This window comes from Gluconobacter sp. NFX36 (genome assembly GCF_049887835.1).
In the GTDB taxonomy this organism is placed as follows: Bacteria; Pseudomonadota; Alphaproteobacteria; order Acetobacterales; family Acetobacteraceae; genus Gluconobacter; species Gluconobacter japonicus_A.
Window position 1 is genome coordinate 169,607 of record NZ_JAGEKJ010000007.1, and the last position, 14,468, is coordinate 184,074.

The window sequence follows — 14,468 nt, forward strand, 5'->3', positions numbered from 1 at the left end:
ATGAGTGTCAGAATGTGCCGGGGGGGACCACGACACAGGGTGAACCGTGCGGCAGATGCTGGCAGGCTGCAAGAGCACTTTCATGCGTCAGACCGGTCAAACGTGCGCGATACAGATGGCCCTTGCCCGTTTTGACGCTGGCAACCTGTGTTCGTGCAGAAGCAACGGCGGCACCGGCGCGGCTGTGTGCCTGAGAGGCGGCCGTATTGGCCTGACTGGCATTGGCGAACGCGCCGACCTGGATCGCCCATGTGCGCGGCCCCGATGTATCCTGCTGAACGGGTGCCGCACGCCGGGCAATGGGCGCGGGACCTGGCGACAGGCGATATTGCTGCTGGTTGGTGGCAGGCATGATGGCCATGATCGGCTGTGGCTTCAGGCGATGCCCAATGGGGATTTCCTGCGCGGTCACCTGACTATCAGCCAGTTCGGTATCCATGCTGTTTGCAACGGCTGGTCGATAGGCTGCTGCCTGAACCGTTGGTGTGGGGGAGGTGATGCCGCGTGCTGCCCATGCGGCGCTGACGCTGCTCGGTCCTGCGGCAGGTGTCGCTGCGGAAGCCACGGCAACAGGCGTCTCTGGAACTTCGGCAACTTCTACTGGAGCGGCAGAAGACGCGCTCGTATCAGCAGTGTCTTTGTGCGACCAGGCGGCACTGACAGCCTGACTGGTCGGAGAGGCCGGAGCACTGTTTTCCGCAATCTGGATCTGGGCGTTCGGATCATGCTGGGCGACCAGAAGATCTGCTGCCGAACGGTTATGAGGCGTTATGCCAGCAATCCGTGGTCCGATGGAGGCAACATACCGGCGTGTTTCACGCGGTAACGGACGTCCCCGGCGGAGGTAGCTGTCTAGACTTCCCGGGCCATCGTTATAAGCGGCCAGAAATCCGGGAGAACCATAAATATCGTACATCTGCCGGAGATAGGCTGTCCCGGCGAGGATATTGTCGTGCGGATCGAAAGGGTCGTCCCCGAGGCCGTATTGCTGACGCATGTCGTCATAAGTCGGTGGCATCAACTGGAGAAGACCCATGGCGCCGGGCGTCGAGGTTATGAAGTTGCCGTTGTGATCAAAAAGATGGCCACCGGATTCCTGCTGCATGACGGCCCGAATCCACTGTCCCGGCACGTCGAAACGTGCGGATGCCTCTTCAATATAGGGACCCCACGGATCATCCGGCGGCCCTGGAGGCGCGTAATATGACTTGGCGTGAGCCCGGTATTTTGCAGCTTCCTGCGTTACGGGCAGGCGCGAGGTCGAGCTCATGTCGGCTGTGTCAGCGCACGCCGCGAGCAGGCCGATCAGACCAAGTGCCAGACCGGAACGGAGGACGGTCTTGAAACGTGGAGTAGTCTGGGGCGGCACGGCGGAGCTGGGCATCGGGGCAGGGTACCTGACAAGGGAAGAACTGTCGCAACCTGCAAAGCATACACAGGGATTGCGGCAAAACTAGGAAAAATGACGAAAACCAGACGTTTTCCGGGAACCCTCTCTACCTTGAGGGTATGTGCACCGTTACATGGGGAAACCGCAGGGAGCCATCAAGGGGCTGCCAGCTTGCGGGAAAAGGGTCCATGGGTTAGGCGGACCATATGAGCGCATTGTCTCCGGCCCCGACCGAACCTCACGTTGACAGTCTGTCGACGCCTGCTTCCGGCTTGATGAAGTTCGATCAGCGTCGGGGCAGCCCTGCCGCGCGCGCCTGGAATGATTTCTGCGAAACGCGGCAGCTCTGGCGGCTGGGTGTCATGCTGGGTTGGCTGGATATCAAACTGCGCTATCGCGGGTCAGCGCTCGGTCCCTTCTGGCTGACCATTACGTCCGTCCTTATGGTGGCGTCCATGGGTGTTCTGTACGGGCGGTTGTTTCATCAGGATCTCAAGGTTTATCTGCCGTTTCTGGCACTGTCCCTGACGCTCTGGCAAACCGGGCTGGCCAGTCTTGTACAGGAATCCTGTACGAGCTTTCTGGATGCGGACAGTATGATCCGGTCCAGCCGTTTGCCTCTCCTGCTTCAGGCTGTTCGGGTTGTGGTCCGCAATGCCATCGTGTTCGGGCATAACATCATCGTGCCGATTGGCGTTTTTGCCCTCTACCATGTTTGGCCAGGTGCTTCGGCATTGCTCGCTATTCCCTCGCTGGTGTTGTGGGGAATCGACGGTTTCGCGGCTTCAATGCTGCTTGGTGCGCTCTGTGCACGTTTCAGGGATATTCCGCCGATCGTCGGTGCCCTGATGCAGATCGTATTTTACGTCACCCCGGTCATCTGGCAGCCGGAACAACTCGCGGGCAAGGCCAGGTTCCTGCTTTACAATCCGTTCTATGCCTTGCTGGAAATCGTTCGTGCACCCTTGTTGGGGCACGTTCCGTCAGCGGGTGTATGGGGTGTGGCCGTTGGAACGAGTGCGGTGTTCTGCGCTCTGGCAGTTTGGGTTTTTGTGCGTGTCCGGGCGCGTCTGGTGTTCTGGATCTGAGCATGACCCATATCCGTCTTGAAAATCTGTCCCTGTCATTTCCCGTTCTGCATGGCGCCTCGCGGTCGCTGAAAAAGACGCTATTGGCGCGCGCAAAAGCGACCGTTACGAAGCCTGCCAGTGTGGGCGGTCGGATGCGCCTTGGTGCTGCTGCTTCTGATGCTGTTCTGGTTCAGGCGCTTTCCGGTCTGACGTTTAAGGTTGAAGGCGGTGAGCGTGTTGGCCTGATCGGTCATAACGGGGCGGGGAAGTCCACGCTGCTTCGCGTTCTGGCCGGAATTTATGAAACGACAGACGGTGTGCTGGACATTGAAGGGGACAGCCATGCCCTGATTGATCCGCAGTCCGGCATGAACCCTGAACTGACAGGCCGTGAAAACCTTCATCTGTTTGCATGTCGGATGGGGGTGGCCAAGGAGCATATCGCCGGGCTTGAAGCGGATGTTGAAGCTTTTGCCGAACTGGGACCGTTTTTCGATCTGCCTGTTCGGCTTTACTCGTCTGGCATGGGAATCCGGTTAGGTTTTGCACTGGCGACGGTGCCCCGTCCAAGCATTCTTCTGATGGACGAATGGTTCATGGCCGGTGATCAGCGCTTTCAGGACAAGGCAAAGAACCGGCTGGAAGGCATGGTGGATGCTGCCGAAATCCTTATCGTCACGTCGCATTCCCTTCCGGTTCTGCGGAAATGGTGCACACGGATTCTGTGGATGGAGGGCGGGCAGGTTCGCATGGATGGGCCGACCCAGACGGTTCTGGATGCGTATGAGGCGTCTCTGGCCTGAGTTCTGCGATTTGGTCTGACCCGAAGGGTGCGGTAGTCTTGGGCGAGTTTATCACCCTCATGGAGACAGACCATGTCTTATGCCGCAATTGATGCAGCCCGCGTTGCCAAGGCCGCCAAGTCTGCCCTGCAGACGCTCTCCACGGTCAAGGAGCAGTCCGAAGCACACCAGCGCAAGACGATCATGATCGAGCGTATTGAAGCCCTTGCTACGGCCGCTGCCGAGACGAAGGACTGTAATCAGATCACGCTGACATCTGAAGAATTCTGGCTGATTTCCAAGAACTGGTAAAAGCCATTCAGGCAGGGGGAAACCCTGCCTGTTATCGCTGGTAGGATGCGATTTCCACCAGATTGCCATCAGGGTCCCGGCAATAAACGGACGTAATGGGGCCAAGGGCTCCCAGACGCGCCACAGGACCTTCCGTTACCACAACCCCACATTTTTCCAGGTGTCGGATGACGTCTTCGCTGGCGATGGCCGAGGTGAAGCACAGATCGGACGTGCCGGGCTGCGCGCCTTCTGCCGTTTCCCAGCCCTCGGAATTTTCCGGACGAAGATTAATCTTCTGCCCCCCGAAGCACAGGGCAACACGGTTGTTCCGCCCGTACTCCTCGATATCCATACCGAGAACCCGCTGATACCAGGACGCCGAGATGGTTCTGTCACGGACGGTCAGAACGATGTGATCGAGGCGATCGACGGTAAAGCGCATGATGATCCCTTACGAGAACGGCGTCAGAGGCCCCGGAGCAAACCTTCCGGGGCGGAAGGTTTTCAGGTCGGCGGGCGCTTGCGGAAGGCTGCCAGACTGACGACTTCAGCCTCTTTCTTTTCCTCATCGGCAGGAGGCTCTTCGATCCGGACTTCCGGATGATGGGCCGGATCAATGTCGTCAGGCTCGACGGCGTCTTCCGGGATCTCGATGTCCTCATCATCCTGCATGGAACTGACAAAGCGCAGAGCCATCCGGATATGAGGATCGGCAAAGGCCGTGATGGCAGAGACGGGAATGACCAGAATGCTTCCAACGCCTCCGAAGGACAGGCCAACGGAAATGATGTTCTTGTCGCGATCCAGCGCCAGATCCCAGAACTGGTGCTGGAGAACGATGGTCATTTCTTCCGGATATTGCGCACGCAGGCGGGACGGAATGATAACGTCCGGGCGGTTGGTGCGGAATGTGAGATAGAAATGGTGGGCACCGGGCAGTCCTTCTGCGGCGACGTGCTCAATGGCACGCAGCATGACTTCACGGTAGGCGTCTTCCACCCAGTCGTCATAGGGGAGAAGGCTTTCCGGCAGTTCGTGTTCGAAGCCGTCCTGGCCGTTGTGATCGTCGTCGCTCATGGTCGTAAGCCTGATGTTTCAGTCAATCCTCTCAGGGATGCGACAGACAGGCCTGAATGGCAAGACGTTTTGCAGAAAAGGAAATTTGAGGTGGGAGGGCTTCTGTTGCCCGGTGCCCTCCCGAACCGCGCTTATCGCTTATGCAGCGACAGCGAGCACCTCAGAGTTATCGTTGGCACTTGTAAGTTTAGCCCGATGACGGTGGTACAATGCCGGGCAAAAGATAAGTCTTTACCATGCGCGTCGAGCCTGTTTCGTCCCCACAGATCCCTTTTGCGAGGGATTTTTTCTGGTGGAGACGCCGGGCACTGCCCCCGGGTCCACAACACTTATTTCACTTACCGTTTATCGCCATAGCCGGGGACGAACCCCTTGCACCGCTGAACATAGGAGTGCTGTTGCCGTCCTGCAAGGGGAAAAGACGAAGCGTGTGATGACAGTGGCCGGACTCGTCTCGAACGGTGGCGGGAGATGTTTCGTCATGCTAGAGCCGCGCCCTATGGCACTGACATCCGAACAGCGCGCTGAGATCGAAGCTCAGCGCAACGAGCCCCAGCTGACCTCCCGCCCGACCGTTCCGGCGATGGAGAAACTCCTTTTCGCGCCTATCGAAGTGCTGGACCATGGGTTCCTGCGCGTTGTCGATTACATGGGCGATGATGGGGCCGTCGTTCAGGCTGCCCGCGTGTCCTATGGTCGCGGAACGAAGAAGGTTTCCGAGGATGCGGGCCTGATCCGTTATCTGATGAGGCATCGTCATTCCACGCCGTTTGAAATGTGCGAGATCAAGTTTCATGTGAAGCTGCCGGTGTTTGTGGCGCGGCAGTGGATTCGCCATCGCATGGCGAGCGTGAACGAGTATTCTGCGCGCTATTCCATTCTGGATCGTGAGTTCTACCTGCCCGCGCTGGACCAGGTTGCTTCCCAGAGCGCCTCCAACCGGCAGGGACGGAGCGAGGCTCTTGATCCGGAGACGGCAGAGCGCGTTCTGGAGATTCTGCGTCGCGATGCGAGTCAGTGCTACGATGATTACGAGAGCCTGCTGAATCCGGATGAGGCCGGTCTGGCCCGCGAGTTGGCGCGGATGAACCTGACGCTCAACACTTATACGCAGTGGTACTGGAAGATTGATCTGCACAACCTGATGCACTTCCTGGCCCTGCGCGCCGATCCGCATGCGCAGTATGAAATCCGTGTTTATGCGGAAAAAATGATCGAACTGCTGCATGCCTGGGTTCCAGCCACGGCTGCTGCCTTTGAAGAATACCGTCGTGGCGCATTCACGTTCTCGGCAGGGATGCTGAAGGTGTTGCGTCGTCGTCTGGCTGGCGAGGCTGTCACGCAGGAAACGTCTGGCCTGACGAAACGCGAATGGATCGAGATGAACGCCATCATCGATTCTGAAGCATAAGGACGGTTGCGTCCTGCATGAGCGATCTTGATAAAATTCTAAATGATCCTGCCCCTGTGCAGGAAGACCCTGTTCCCGGATTCGACCCCCGGCCACCGCGGATGTGGCCATGGGCGATTCTGGCAGGATTGCTCATGCTCGCTTCGGTTTTTATTCATGTTTTCTGGCCTGTTCCGCCACATAAGCACATGGCTCTGTGCAAACATGGTCTGACGGAACACTGCTATAAAGTAGACCCGACAGCGGAAGATTGAAGGGCCGGTTTTTGTAAGTCTTGCAGCCGGTGGACGATCTGCTTTTCCAGAATCGCTGTTTCTGAACGGATTCCCCTGAGAACGAATGTAGAAACCTGCCGGACTCACATTCCAGGACTCTTAATCAACAAACTTATCCACAGGGTTCTGCCCTGGAAAAGTGGATAATAAATTGCGCGTAGTTCTCTGAAGAGAATCGCGTCAAAGTCTTGATTTTCTGGGAAAAATCGTGGTGCCGGGTGAGGGATTTGAACCCCCGGCCTTCGGTTTACAAAACCGCTGCACTACCACTGTGCTAACCCGGCATCCACAGCCCGGCTTTTTCCATGCCGAGGCCCCTTTGGTCAAGCGTCAGAGAGACGATTTCTATAATTTTCTCACTTTGATGGTGCCATGAGGCTTGGTGGAGGGGGGAGATGGGACGAGTTGTTCGTGAATCCATAGCCGTCAGATGAGAGCCCGTGATGGACTACAGGGGGGCGGGCGCAGGCTGAGAGGAGCAGCGCTGTTCCCAGAAGCAGAATGCGGGTCATGAGGAAGCCTTTTCTTCGGATGCGGCAAGTGCGGCGGCAATGGTGGAGGCTAGAGCCGTATAGGCGCGTGCCGCTTCGCTGGCAGGGGCGGAGAGGATAATCGGGGTGCCATCGTCTCCGCTGGCCCGGATATCGGCCAGAAGGGGAATTTCCCCAAGGAAAGGAACACCAAGGCGTTTTGCTTCTTCCTGCGCGCCACCGTGACCGAACAATTCAGTCCGATGATTGCAGTTCGGGCAGCAGAAATAGGACATGTTCTCAACGACACCGAGAATGGGTGTTTCCATCCGTTCGAACATGGAGACGCCGCGTCGGGCATCCAGCAGAGCGATATCCTGCGGTGTGGAGACAATAACGGCTCCACCCTTGGCCATCTTGGCTCCGAGCTTCTGGGCCAGCGTCAGTTGAGCGTCTCCGGTTCCCGGCGGCATATCGATCACGAGGACATCCAGTTCGCCCCAGTCCACTTCTCCCAGAAACTGTGTCAGGGCCCCCATGACCATTGGCCCACGCCAGATCATGGCCTGATGCTCATCCACCAGATACCCGATGGACATGCTTTTCAGGCCCCAGGCCTCGATAGGGAGGATACGCCCGTCCACAACTTCCGGACGTGCATTCTTGCCCAGCATCCGGGGAAGGGAAGGGCCATAAATGTCGGCATCCAGAAGGCCAGTGCGGATGCCCTGCTTTGCCAGACCGGCTGCGAGATTGACGGCTGTAGTGGATTTTCCGACCCCACCCTTGCCGGAGGCCACGGCAACAACGGCTTTTACACCGGGCAGAAGCGTCTCCGGGGCATGACGGCTTGATGCGTTGCGGCTCTGTCCGCCCAGATTGAAAGGACGGTGCCCACCACCTGCCGGAGCATTGGCTGGCGGTGGCGTCGTGGCGCGATGGGCCGTCAGGGAGATGGTCGCTCCTGTCAGTCCGGGAATGCGTGCGATTTCCGCTTCTACATGATGGCGGATTGGTTCCATGCGGGAGACATTGTCACGCGACGTGGCAAGAGACACATGCGCGTGCCCGTCCCGCACTGAAACTCCTTCTAGAGAGGCAAAGGCCAGAACATTCGATCCCGGTCCGGCCTGTTCGCTTCCAAGAATTTCGGAGATGCGTTTCTCAGCACTGACAGACGGCGTGTCGGAAGGGGCAGTCGGGGGGGTATGATCGGTCATGCCAAGACTCTTTTCTGGAAAACGGCCTGTCTGGGAAAGCAGACGAGCCTAGCACACGCATCTCCTGACCGCATCCTGAACTGAGGGATGGTGACGAAGGATGGTCTTCTGCGTTAGCCTGTCACCATGAGCAGATTGACCGCCCGCCTTGCCCTTTCCTGCGCCGTTTCTCTGGTGCTGTCCGCCCCGTTAGCGCAGGCGCAGACGACATCACAGCCGTCTCCGGCCCCCGTTCCGGCACCACGCTCGGTTCCATCGAGCTTTGCGGATCTGGCTAACCGGCTCCTTCCGTCGGTTGTGAATGTTTCCACGTCCGCCGTGCTCAAGCCGGGGAAGGACGAGGACAAGGGGCCAGACTCCAGCAGTCCGGCAGGGCCGCAGGTGCCACAGTTTCCGCCGGGTTCCCCGCTGGAAAAGTTCTTCCACGACTACATGACGCACAAGCCGGCCCCGAACCGTCCTCCGCGCCGGATGCAGGCGCTGGGATCGGGCTTCATTCTCGACCCGGCTGGTATCATCGTGACGAACAATCACGTCATTGAAGGCGCGGATCAGGTGTCCGTGACGCTTCAGGATGGGACGGAGCTTCCGGCGCGGATTGTCGGGCGTGACAGTCAGGTCGATCTGGCTGTGTTGGAAGTGAAGCCAAAACACCCGTTGCCTGCGGTTCCGCTCGGGCATAGCGATGCGGCACGGATTGGTGACTGGGTGGTGGCCATCGGCAATCCGTTTGGCCTGAACGGTACCGTGACGGCCGGTATCATTTCCTCCCGTGGGCGGAATGTCGAACACGGTCTGTATGATGACTACATCCAGACTGATGCCGCCATTAATCGCGGGAACTCAGGTGGCCCGCTCTTTAACCTTTCCGGCGAAGTCATTGGCATCAATACGCTGATTTATGGTGGCGCTGGTGGCGATTCTATCGGCATTGGTTTCGCCATTCCTGCTGACGATGCACGCGGCATCATCGACCAGTTGCGGAAGACCGGACATGTCTCTCGCGGCTGGATGGGGCTGAAGTTCCAGAACGTATCCTACGAGATTGCCGAGGATCTGGATTTTCATAAGCCGGACGGGACTGTGGGCAAGGGAGCGCTGGTTTCTGAAGTGGGGCCGAAAAGCCCGGCGGCGCAGGCAGGACTTCAGGTTGGTGACATCATCACCCGCGTAGGAGATCAGGACGTGACGGGTCAGACCATGCCCCGCATTATTGCGTCCATTCTGCCGGGCACGAAGACGGAACTGACGGTTTGGCACAAGGGCAGCACCAAGACGCTGCCGATCACGCTGGCTCAGTCTCCCAATGCGCCGGATATGCCACCGTCTGATACGCATCAGCCAACGCACACCAAGGCAGCCTTCGGCGAACTGGGCCTGACGGTCCGGTCCATTGATGCCGAAATGCGCACGCAATACGCCCTGACCGACGATCAGCGTGGTGTTCTGGTGGATCGGGTCGAACCCTCCAGCCCGGCAACTTCGCGCGGCATTGCGGTTGGGAATGTGATTACGCAGGTTGGTCAGGATCAGATCGACACGCCCGATGCCTTCGCAAAAGCCATTCATCAGGCGCAGGAACAGAAGAAAACAGAAGTGCTGCTTCTGGTTCAGGATGATGATGGTCTGCGCTGGGTGCCTGTGCCTTTTCTCGGGAACTGATCGCGGGAACGGGCGCTGGAACGTCCCATGACAATTTTGAATGGCCTGATGCGGAAGTGGCTTCTTGTTCCGCCGCGGGGAACAAGCTGGCGCGAAGTCATGCGGCCTGCGACACGGCAGACGATCCGGGTTCTGGTCTCCATCGCTTCGGCATGGCTGGTCGGGTTTGTTCTGCATTTGCAGGAAACAATCTGGGCTTTGGTGACGGCGCTGATCGTCACTCAGTCGAGCATTACCCAGACGATGGCCACCGCGCGTGACCAGATTACCGGGACGTTGCTGGGCGCTGTGGCAGGAACGATCGCTGTTCTGCTGGAACTCTGGACGGGTCAGCAATGGCTGTCCTTCTGGATTGTACTGACGCCTCTCGCTTTTCTGGCTGCGGTGCAGACGAATCTTCGGTTTGCCTGCATCACGCTCATGATCGTGTACCTGTTTCCCAGTCAGGGCAGCCCGTTCCTGCCTATGGTGACGCGTCTGACGGCCATTCTGATTGGTGTCATGGTGTCGCTGGTGGTGTCTTTTGTCATCCTGCACAGCAGCGCCAGAAAGCAGGCTTTCCACACGTCGGGTCGCCTGCTGAGGCGGCTTGATGGATTGCTGGATGGCGCGCTGGATCAGGAAACAAGCTGGCGGGAAATTGAGAAGCGCAATGAAGCCTGCGTGACCCTGCTGATTGAACTGGAAGGCGCGGTTGAAGAGGCGCGGCGCGAGCGTTTCAGCGATCTGGAAAAGCGTGACCCGGTACTGGCTGCCCTCCCAAGGTTGATGCGAAGGCTCCTGAACGATACAATGCTGGTGGCTCGTGCAATCGCAACGGGCCGCGCAGCAGGCAATACGGGTCTTGTTCCGCTCTATAAAAGTCTCAGCCATGCACTTCGTGCGCTGGCTCACAGCTGTGAACAACGTCTCGTTCGGCAGCAGAACCGTCATCCGCATCAGCCGGAAGACAAAGACATCCTTGATCTTCTTCCCCGTCTGGAAGAGCAGACGCGCCCCGAGATGCGTTTTGTCATGTCCCTGTTCAAGGAAGATCTGCAACGCGCCGTTGGTGTCATCATGCGTGATGATGCTGGTGCTGCCAAAGGTCTCTAAGCGGCTCCTGTCCGTATTGTGACGAAACCCTGGCACGATTACCCGCGTTTTTCGTGGGGCTCGTGGCACTATGCCCGGAAAGCCGATCCCCGTCAGTGGTCGGCCATCAGGAACGGAGAAATCCATGATTACGCACGAAATCCTCAAGTCTCTTCCCGTCGGTGTGCAGGCTCCGCCCTATGACATCAACGGGATCAAACCGGGGATCGTGCATTTTGGCGTTGGGAACTTTTTTCGAGCCCATGAAGCGTTTTATGTTGAGCAGATCCTCAAGGATGATCCGAACTGGGGTATCATCGGTGTTGGTCTGACCGGTAGCGATCGCTCCAAGAAAAAGGCTGAGGAATTCAAGAAGCAGGATTGCCTCTTTTCTCTGACCGAGACCGCTCCATCTGGCAAAAGTACGGTCCGCGTCATGGGGGCATTGCGGGACTATCTTCTGGCACCAGCAGACCCGGAAGCTGTTCTGAAGCATCTTGCTGACCCGGCGATCCGCATTGTGTCCATGACCATCACGGAAGGCGGCTACAATATCAATGAGACGACTGGTGAGTTCGATCTTCAGAACAAAGCCGTTCAGCAGGATCTGAAGACGCCGGAAACGCCTTCTACGATTTTCGGATATGTTGTGGAGGGGCTGCGTCGCCGTCGTGATGCAGGGGGCAAAGCCTTCACGATCATGTCCTGCGATAACCTGCGCCATAACGGCAATGTCGCTCGCAAGGCATTCCTGGGATATGCGAAGGCTCGTGATCCGGAACTGGTCAAGTGGATTGAAGAGAACGCGACATTCCCGAATGGCATGGTTGATCGCATCACGCCGACCGTCTCGGCTGCTATTGCAAAGAAGCTGAATGACGCCAGTGGTCTGAACGATGATCTACCGCTCGTGGCGGAAGACTTTCATCAGTGGGTGCTGGAAGACAACTTCGCTGATGGCCGCCCTGCGCTGGAAAAGGCTGGTGTGCAGTTCGTTGAGGATGTGACGGATTATGAGCATGTAAAAATCCGGATGCTCAACGCCGGACATATCATGCTCTGCTTCCCGGGCGTTCTGGCAGGCTACGAGAATGTCGATCAGGCTTTGGCAGATACGGATCTGCGCCGTAACCTTGAGAACTTCCTGAACAAGGACGTCATCCCGACCCTAGAGGCTCCGCCGGGCATGACACTGGAAGGCTACCGTGACAGTGTCATCAGCCGTTTCTCCAACCCGGCCATGGCAGACCAGACGTTGCGTATTTCCGGAGATGGTAGCTCGAAGATTCAGGTTTTCTGGACGGAAACGGTGCGTCAGGCGCTGGAAGGCAAGCGGGATCTGTCCCGAATTGCTTTTGGCATGGCGTCCTATCTGGAAATGCTGCGCGGCAAGGACGAAAAGGGTGACACTTACGAGCCGTTCGAGCCGACTTTTGATGAGAGCCAGAAGATTCTGGCCAAGGCCGACGATTTTGAGAGCGCGCTTAAACTCCCCGCTTTCGATGCCTGGAGCGATCTGGACACGTCCGAACTGAATAGCAAGGTCGTGGCGCTGCGGAAAATTATTCGTGAGAAGGGCGTCAAGGCTGCTCTTCCAGCCTGAATAAATCTGCTCTGTCATGGAAAAGGCCGCCGTCTCATCAGAGAGGCGGCTTTTTTTGTCGGCGATGATGCGCAGTTACGTCTTCGGGGCTGGGTTTTTCTTGTGCGTCTCAAGGATGTGCAGGAAGGCGTCTGCGGCCTTGCTGCGGTATCGTTCCTTATGCCGTAATCCGAAGAATATGCGCGGACCTAAATCGACTGGTGCTGCATATAGTGTTTGAGAGGCCAGAGAAGGTGCGACCACCAGGGAAGACAGGGCTGCCACGCCGGCACCAGCTTCCACTGCCGTTCGGACGCTTTCATTCGATGGAAGCGCAAGAACCTCTTTCAGCGTGTCCGGGTTAATGCTTCGCGCCTGGAGAGCCTGATTCAGTGAAGATCGCGTGCCTGACCCTTTTTCGCGCATGATCCACGGTGCATTCTGAAGCCATACAGCATCGACCGTCGTGTTCTGGAAGGGCGTGGAGCGCACAATTTGCAGGCGGTCTTCCCCGACTGGCCAGTGAGCAAGCGCGGGATCATCCACGATACCCTCGACGATGCCCAGATCTGAACGCCCTTCCCGGACGTGCTCTGCTGCCTGCCGGGTGTTCCCGACTTCCAGAACAATACTGATATCGGGAAAAGTCTGCCGAAAAGCGACAAGTGCGGACGGCAACCAGTAAGCCGCAATCGTCTGGCTCGCAACAACGCGCAGACTGCCGCGGCTGAGCCCGCTCAGATCATCCAGCGTGGCTTCTGCCACGGCTGCGCTAGCTAAAACATTACGAGCCTCAACGAGAAAAACTCTCCCTGCTTCGGTTAGAGAAATCCCACGTCCGACACGATGGAACAGCTTGATGCCGTGACGGTCTTCGAGAGCTGCAATGGCGGCGGAGGCTGTGGATTGTGTGATGTTCAGGGCTTTGGCAGCAGCGGTGACATGCTCCCGCATCGCTACTTCGATGAAGATCCGCAGTTGTTCGAGGGTCACAACGTCTTCCAGTTTCAATCAATCGAAATTTACGAACGGAATAACATAATCAATTTGTTTTATTGATTATTTTTGAGCGGGTATTTCAAAGGGCATGAGACATTCGAATATGCCCCGGGGTGCCGGTCACATCCTCATTGTGCGTGCACGACGCATCTGGAAAGGTCTGTCGCTGTGTCTGTTCGTCACGACGCTGGCTTACTTTCTGGAAGCCGCGGAATGGTTGATTTTCGGGAAAATTTGGCTTGAAGCGCTCGTGCTCGCTATCCTCAGCGGGATGGTGATCCGGACTTTTCGTGTTCCGAGCAACGCGTTTCAACCCGGCATTGTTTTTAGCGCCCGATATCTTCTGGAAATGTCTGTTGTTTTGCTAGGCGCTACGGTGAGTGCTGCAAGTCTGCTGTCGGTTGGGCCAGCTCTGGTGGCGGGAATTCTGCTTCTGGTTGGGGTGAGCCTCATCTCAAGTTTCGGGATCGGGCGGTTGCTTGGGCTTCCCTGTCGCATGGCGCTTCTGGTGGCTTGCGGAAACTCAATCTGTGGCAACTCCGCTATCGCGGCTGTCGCGCCCATTATACGGGCGGATGGGGAAGAGGTGGCGTCTTCCATTGCCTTTACCGCTGTTCTCGGCGTGTTCGTTGTGCTGGGGTTACCATTCTTTGGTGTCGCCACAGGCATGAGTGGCGGCACGTTCGGTGCTTTTGCAGGGCTTACGGTCTATGCCGTGCCTCAGGTCGTGGCGGCAACGGCCCCTCTGGGCTTGCTGGCTGTGCAGACTGGAACTGTTGTGAAGCTGGTGCGCGTTCTGATGTTGGGACCCGTCTGTTTCGGATTGTCTCTGCTTGCGCCTCTACTTCCTCAGCAGGAGACGACTGTTCCAGAAACTGGAAATGGACCCTCAGGTGTTTTCCGGTTCGTGCCGTGGTTTATTGTTGGGTTTCTGGGGATGGTCTGTTGCCGCTCTATCGGCGTGTTTCCGGCTAGCCTTATTGTCCCAGCCAGTCAGGTCGCGACATTTCTGACAGTGGTTTCGATGGGCGCATTGGGGCTGGGAGTAGATATGCGGAGTGTGGTCAACGCTGGTCCGCGCGTAACGTGTACGGTGGTGCTTTCCCTGCTGATGCTGGGAAGTGCGAGCTATGGTTTACTGGTATTTCTAAGTTTTGGTTGA

The 14,468-nt window shown here is 57.6% G+C and carries 15 protein-coding genes, 1 tRNA gene and 1 other RNA gene; 9 read left to right on the forward strand and 8 right to left on the reverse strand.

Annotated features, from left to right (window positions below):
• Nucleotides 1–7 precede the first annotated feature (7 nt).
• Nucleotides 8–1,384, reverse strand: a complete 1,377-nt coding sequence (locus tag J4P41_RS09410) for a transglycosylase SLT domain-containing protein (RefSeq protein WP_426066898.1) — start codon at nucleotides 1,382–1,384, stop codon at nucleotides 8–10.
• A gap of 212 nt (nucleotides 1,385–1,596) precedes the next feature.
• On the opposite strand from J4P41_RS09410, the gene J4P41_RS09415 reads away from it, so the two are divergent.
• From J4P41_RS09415 to J4P41_RS09425, 3 genes are all read left to right on the forward strand, one after another.
• Nucleotides 1,597–2,478, forward strand: coding sequence for an ABC transporter permease (locus J4P41_RS09415; protein ID WP_023943556.1), 882 nt, complete (start codon nucleotides 1,597–1,599; stop codon nucleotides 2,476–2,478).
• A 2-nt stretch (nucleotides 2,479–2,480) separates the two neighbouring features.
• Nucleotides 2,481–3,263 carry an ABC transporter ATP-binding protein gene (locus J4P41_RS09420; RefSeq protein WP_426066899.1) on the forward strand — a complete coding sequence of 261 codons (783 nt, stop codon included), beginning with the start codon at nucleotides 2,481–2,483 and terminating at the stop codon, nucleotides 3,261–3,263.
• Between the two features lie 72 nt (nucleotides 3,264–3,335).
• Entirely contained in the window at nucleotides 3,336–3,554 is a 219-nt protein-coding gene (locus J4P41_RS09425; protein ID WP_007283870.1) for a hypothetical protein, read from the forward strand.
• A 31-nt stretch (nucleotides 3,555–3,585) separates the two neighbouring features.
• On the opposite strand, the gene J4P41_RS09430 is transcribed toward J4P41_RS09425, so the two are convergent.
• The 3 genes from J4P41_RS09430 to ssrA form a co-directional block, all read right to left on the reverse strand.
• A complete protein-coding gene (locus J4P41_RS09430; protein WP_010504611.1) occupies nucleotides 3,586–3,978 on the reverse strand; it encodes a VOC family protein in 393 nt (130 codons plus the stop codon).
• Between the two features lie 62 nt (nucleotides 3,979–4,040).
• Nucleotides 4,041–4,613: an SspB family protein gene (locus J4P41_RS09435; RefSeq protein WP_415516017.1), complete on the reverse strand. Its 573-nt coding sequence runs from the start codon at nucleotides 4,611–4,613 to the stop codon at nucleotides 4,041–4,043.
• A gap of 91 nt (nucleotides 4,614–4,704) precedes the next feature.
• Nucleotides 4,705–5,029: a transfer-messenger RNA gene (gene ssrA, locus J4P41_RS09440) on the reverse strand.
• Between the two features lie 83 nt (nucleotides 5,030–5,112).
• Here ssrA and thyX point away from each other — a divergent pair.
• Nucleotides 5,113–6,024, forward strand: a complete 912-nt coding sequence (thyX, locus tag J4P41_RS09445; protein ID WP_426066930.1) for an FAD-dependent thymidylate synthase — start codon at nucleotides 5,113–5,115, stop codon at nucleotides 6,022–6,024.
• 17 nt (nucleotides 6,025–6,041) lie between these two features.
• Nucleotides 6,042–6,278 carry a hypothetical protein gene (locus J4P41_RS09450; protein WP_061929559.1) on the forward strand — a complete coding sequence of 79 codons (237 nt, stop codon included), beginning with the start codon at nucleotides 6,042–6,044 and terminating at the stop codon, nucleotides 6,276–6,278.
• 230 nt (nucleotides 6,279–6,508) lie between these two features.
• Here J4P41_RS09450 and J4P41_RS09455 read toward each other — a convergent pair.
• The 3 genes from J4P41_RS09455 to J4P41_RS09465 form a co-directional block, all read right to left on the reverse strand.
• Nucleotides 6,509–6,583, reverse strand: a tRNA-Thr gene (locus J4P41_RS09455).
• Nucleotides 6,584–6,655: 72 nt separating this feature from the next.
• Nucleotides 6,656–6,811: a hypothetical protein gene (locus J4P41_RS09460; protein ID WP_164473957.1), complete on the reverse strand. Its 156-nt coding sequence runs from the start codon at nucleotides 6,809–6,811 to the stop codon at nucleotides 6,656–6,658.
• Entirely contained in the window at nucleotides 6,808–7,989 is a 1,182-nt protein-coding gene (locus tag J4P41_RS09465; protein ID WP_426066900.1) for a P-loop NTPase, read from the reverse strand. Before J4P41_RS09465 ends, J4P41_RS09460 begins: the two co-directional genes overlap by 4 nt.
• A gap of 126 nt (nucleotides 7,990–8,115) precedes the next feature.
• Between J4P41_RS09465 and J4P41_RS09470 the strand changes: the two genes are divergently transcribed.
• From J4P41_RS09470 to J4P41_RS09480, 3 genes are all read left to right on the forward strand, one after another.
• Nucleotides 8,116–9,651: a Do family serine endopeptidase gene (locus tag J4P41_RS09470; RefSeq protein WP_426066901.1), complete on the forward strand. Its 1,536-nt coding sequence runs from the start codon at nucleotides 8,116–8,118 to the stop codon at nucleotides 9,649–9,651.
• A gap of 27 nt (nucleotides 9,652–9,678) precedes the next feature.
• On the forward strand, nucleotides 9,679–10,746 hold the full coding sequence (locus tag J4P41_RS09475; RefSeq protein WP_426066902.1) for an FUSC family protein: 1,068 nt from the start codon (nucleotides 9,679–9,681) through the stop codon (nucleotides 10,744–10,746).
• Between the two features lie 124 nt (nucleotides 10,747–10,870).
• Nucleotides 10,871–12,328, forward strand: coding sequence for a mannitol dehydrogenase family protein (locus J4P41_RS09480; protein WP_426066903.1), 1,458 nt, complete (start codon nucleotides 10,871–10,873; stop codon nucleotides 12,326–12,328).
• A 75-nt stretch (nucleotides 12,329–12,403) separates the two neighbouring features.
• On the opposite strand, the gene J4P41_RS09485 is transcribed toward J4P41_RS09480, so the two are convergent.
• Nucleotides 12,404–13,300 carry a LysR family transcriptional regulator gene (locus J4P41_RS09485; protein WP_426066904.1) on the reverse strand — a complete coding sequence of 299 codons (897 nt, stop codon included), beginning with the start codon at nucleotides 13,298–13,300 and terminating at the stop codon, nucleotides 12,404–12,406.
• Between the two features lie 109 nt (nucleotides 13,301–13,409).
• Between J4P41_RS09485 and J4P41_RS09490 the strand changes: the two genes are divergently transcribed.
• Nucleotides 13,410–14,468, forward strand: coding sequence for a YeiH family protein (locus J4P41_RS09490; RefSeq protein ID WP_426066905.1), 1,059 nt, complete (start codon nucleotides 13,410–13,412; stop codon nucleotides 14,466–14,468).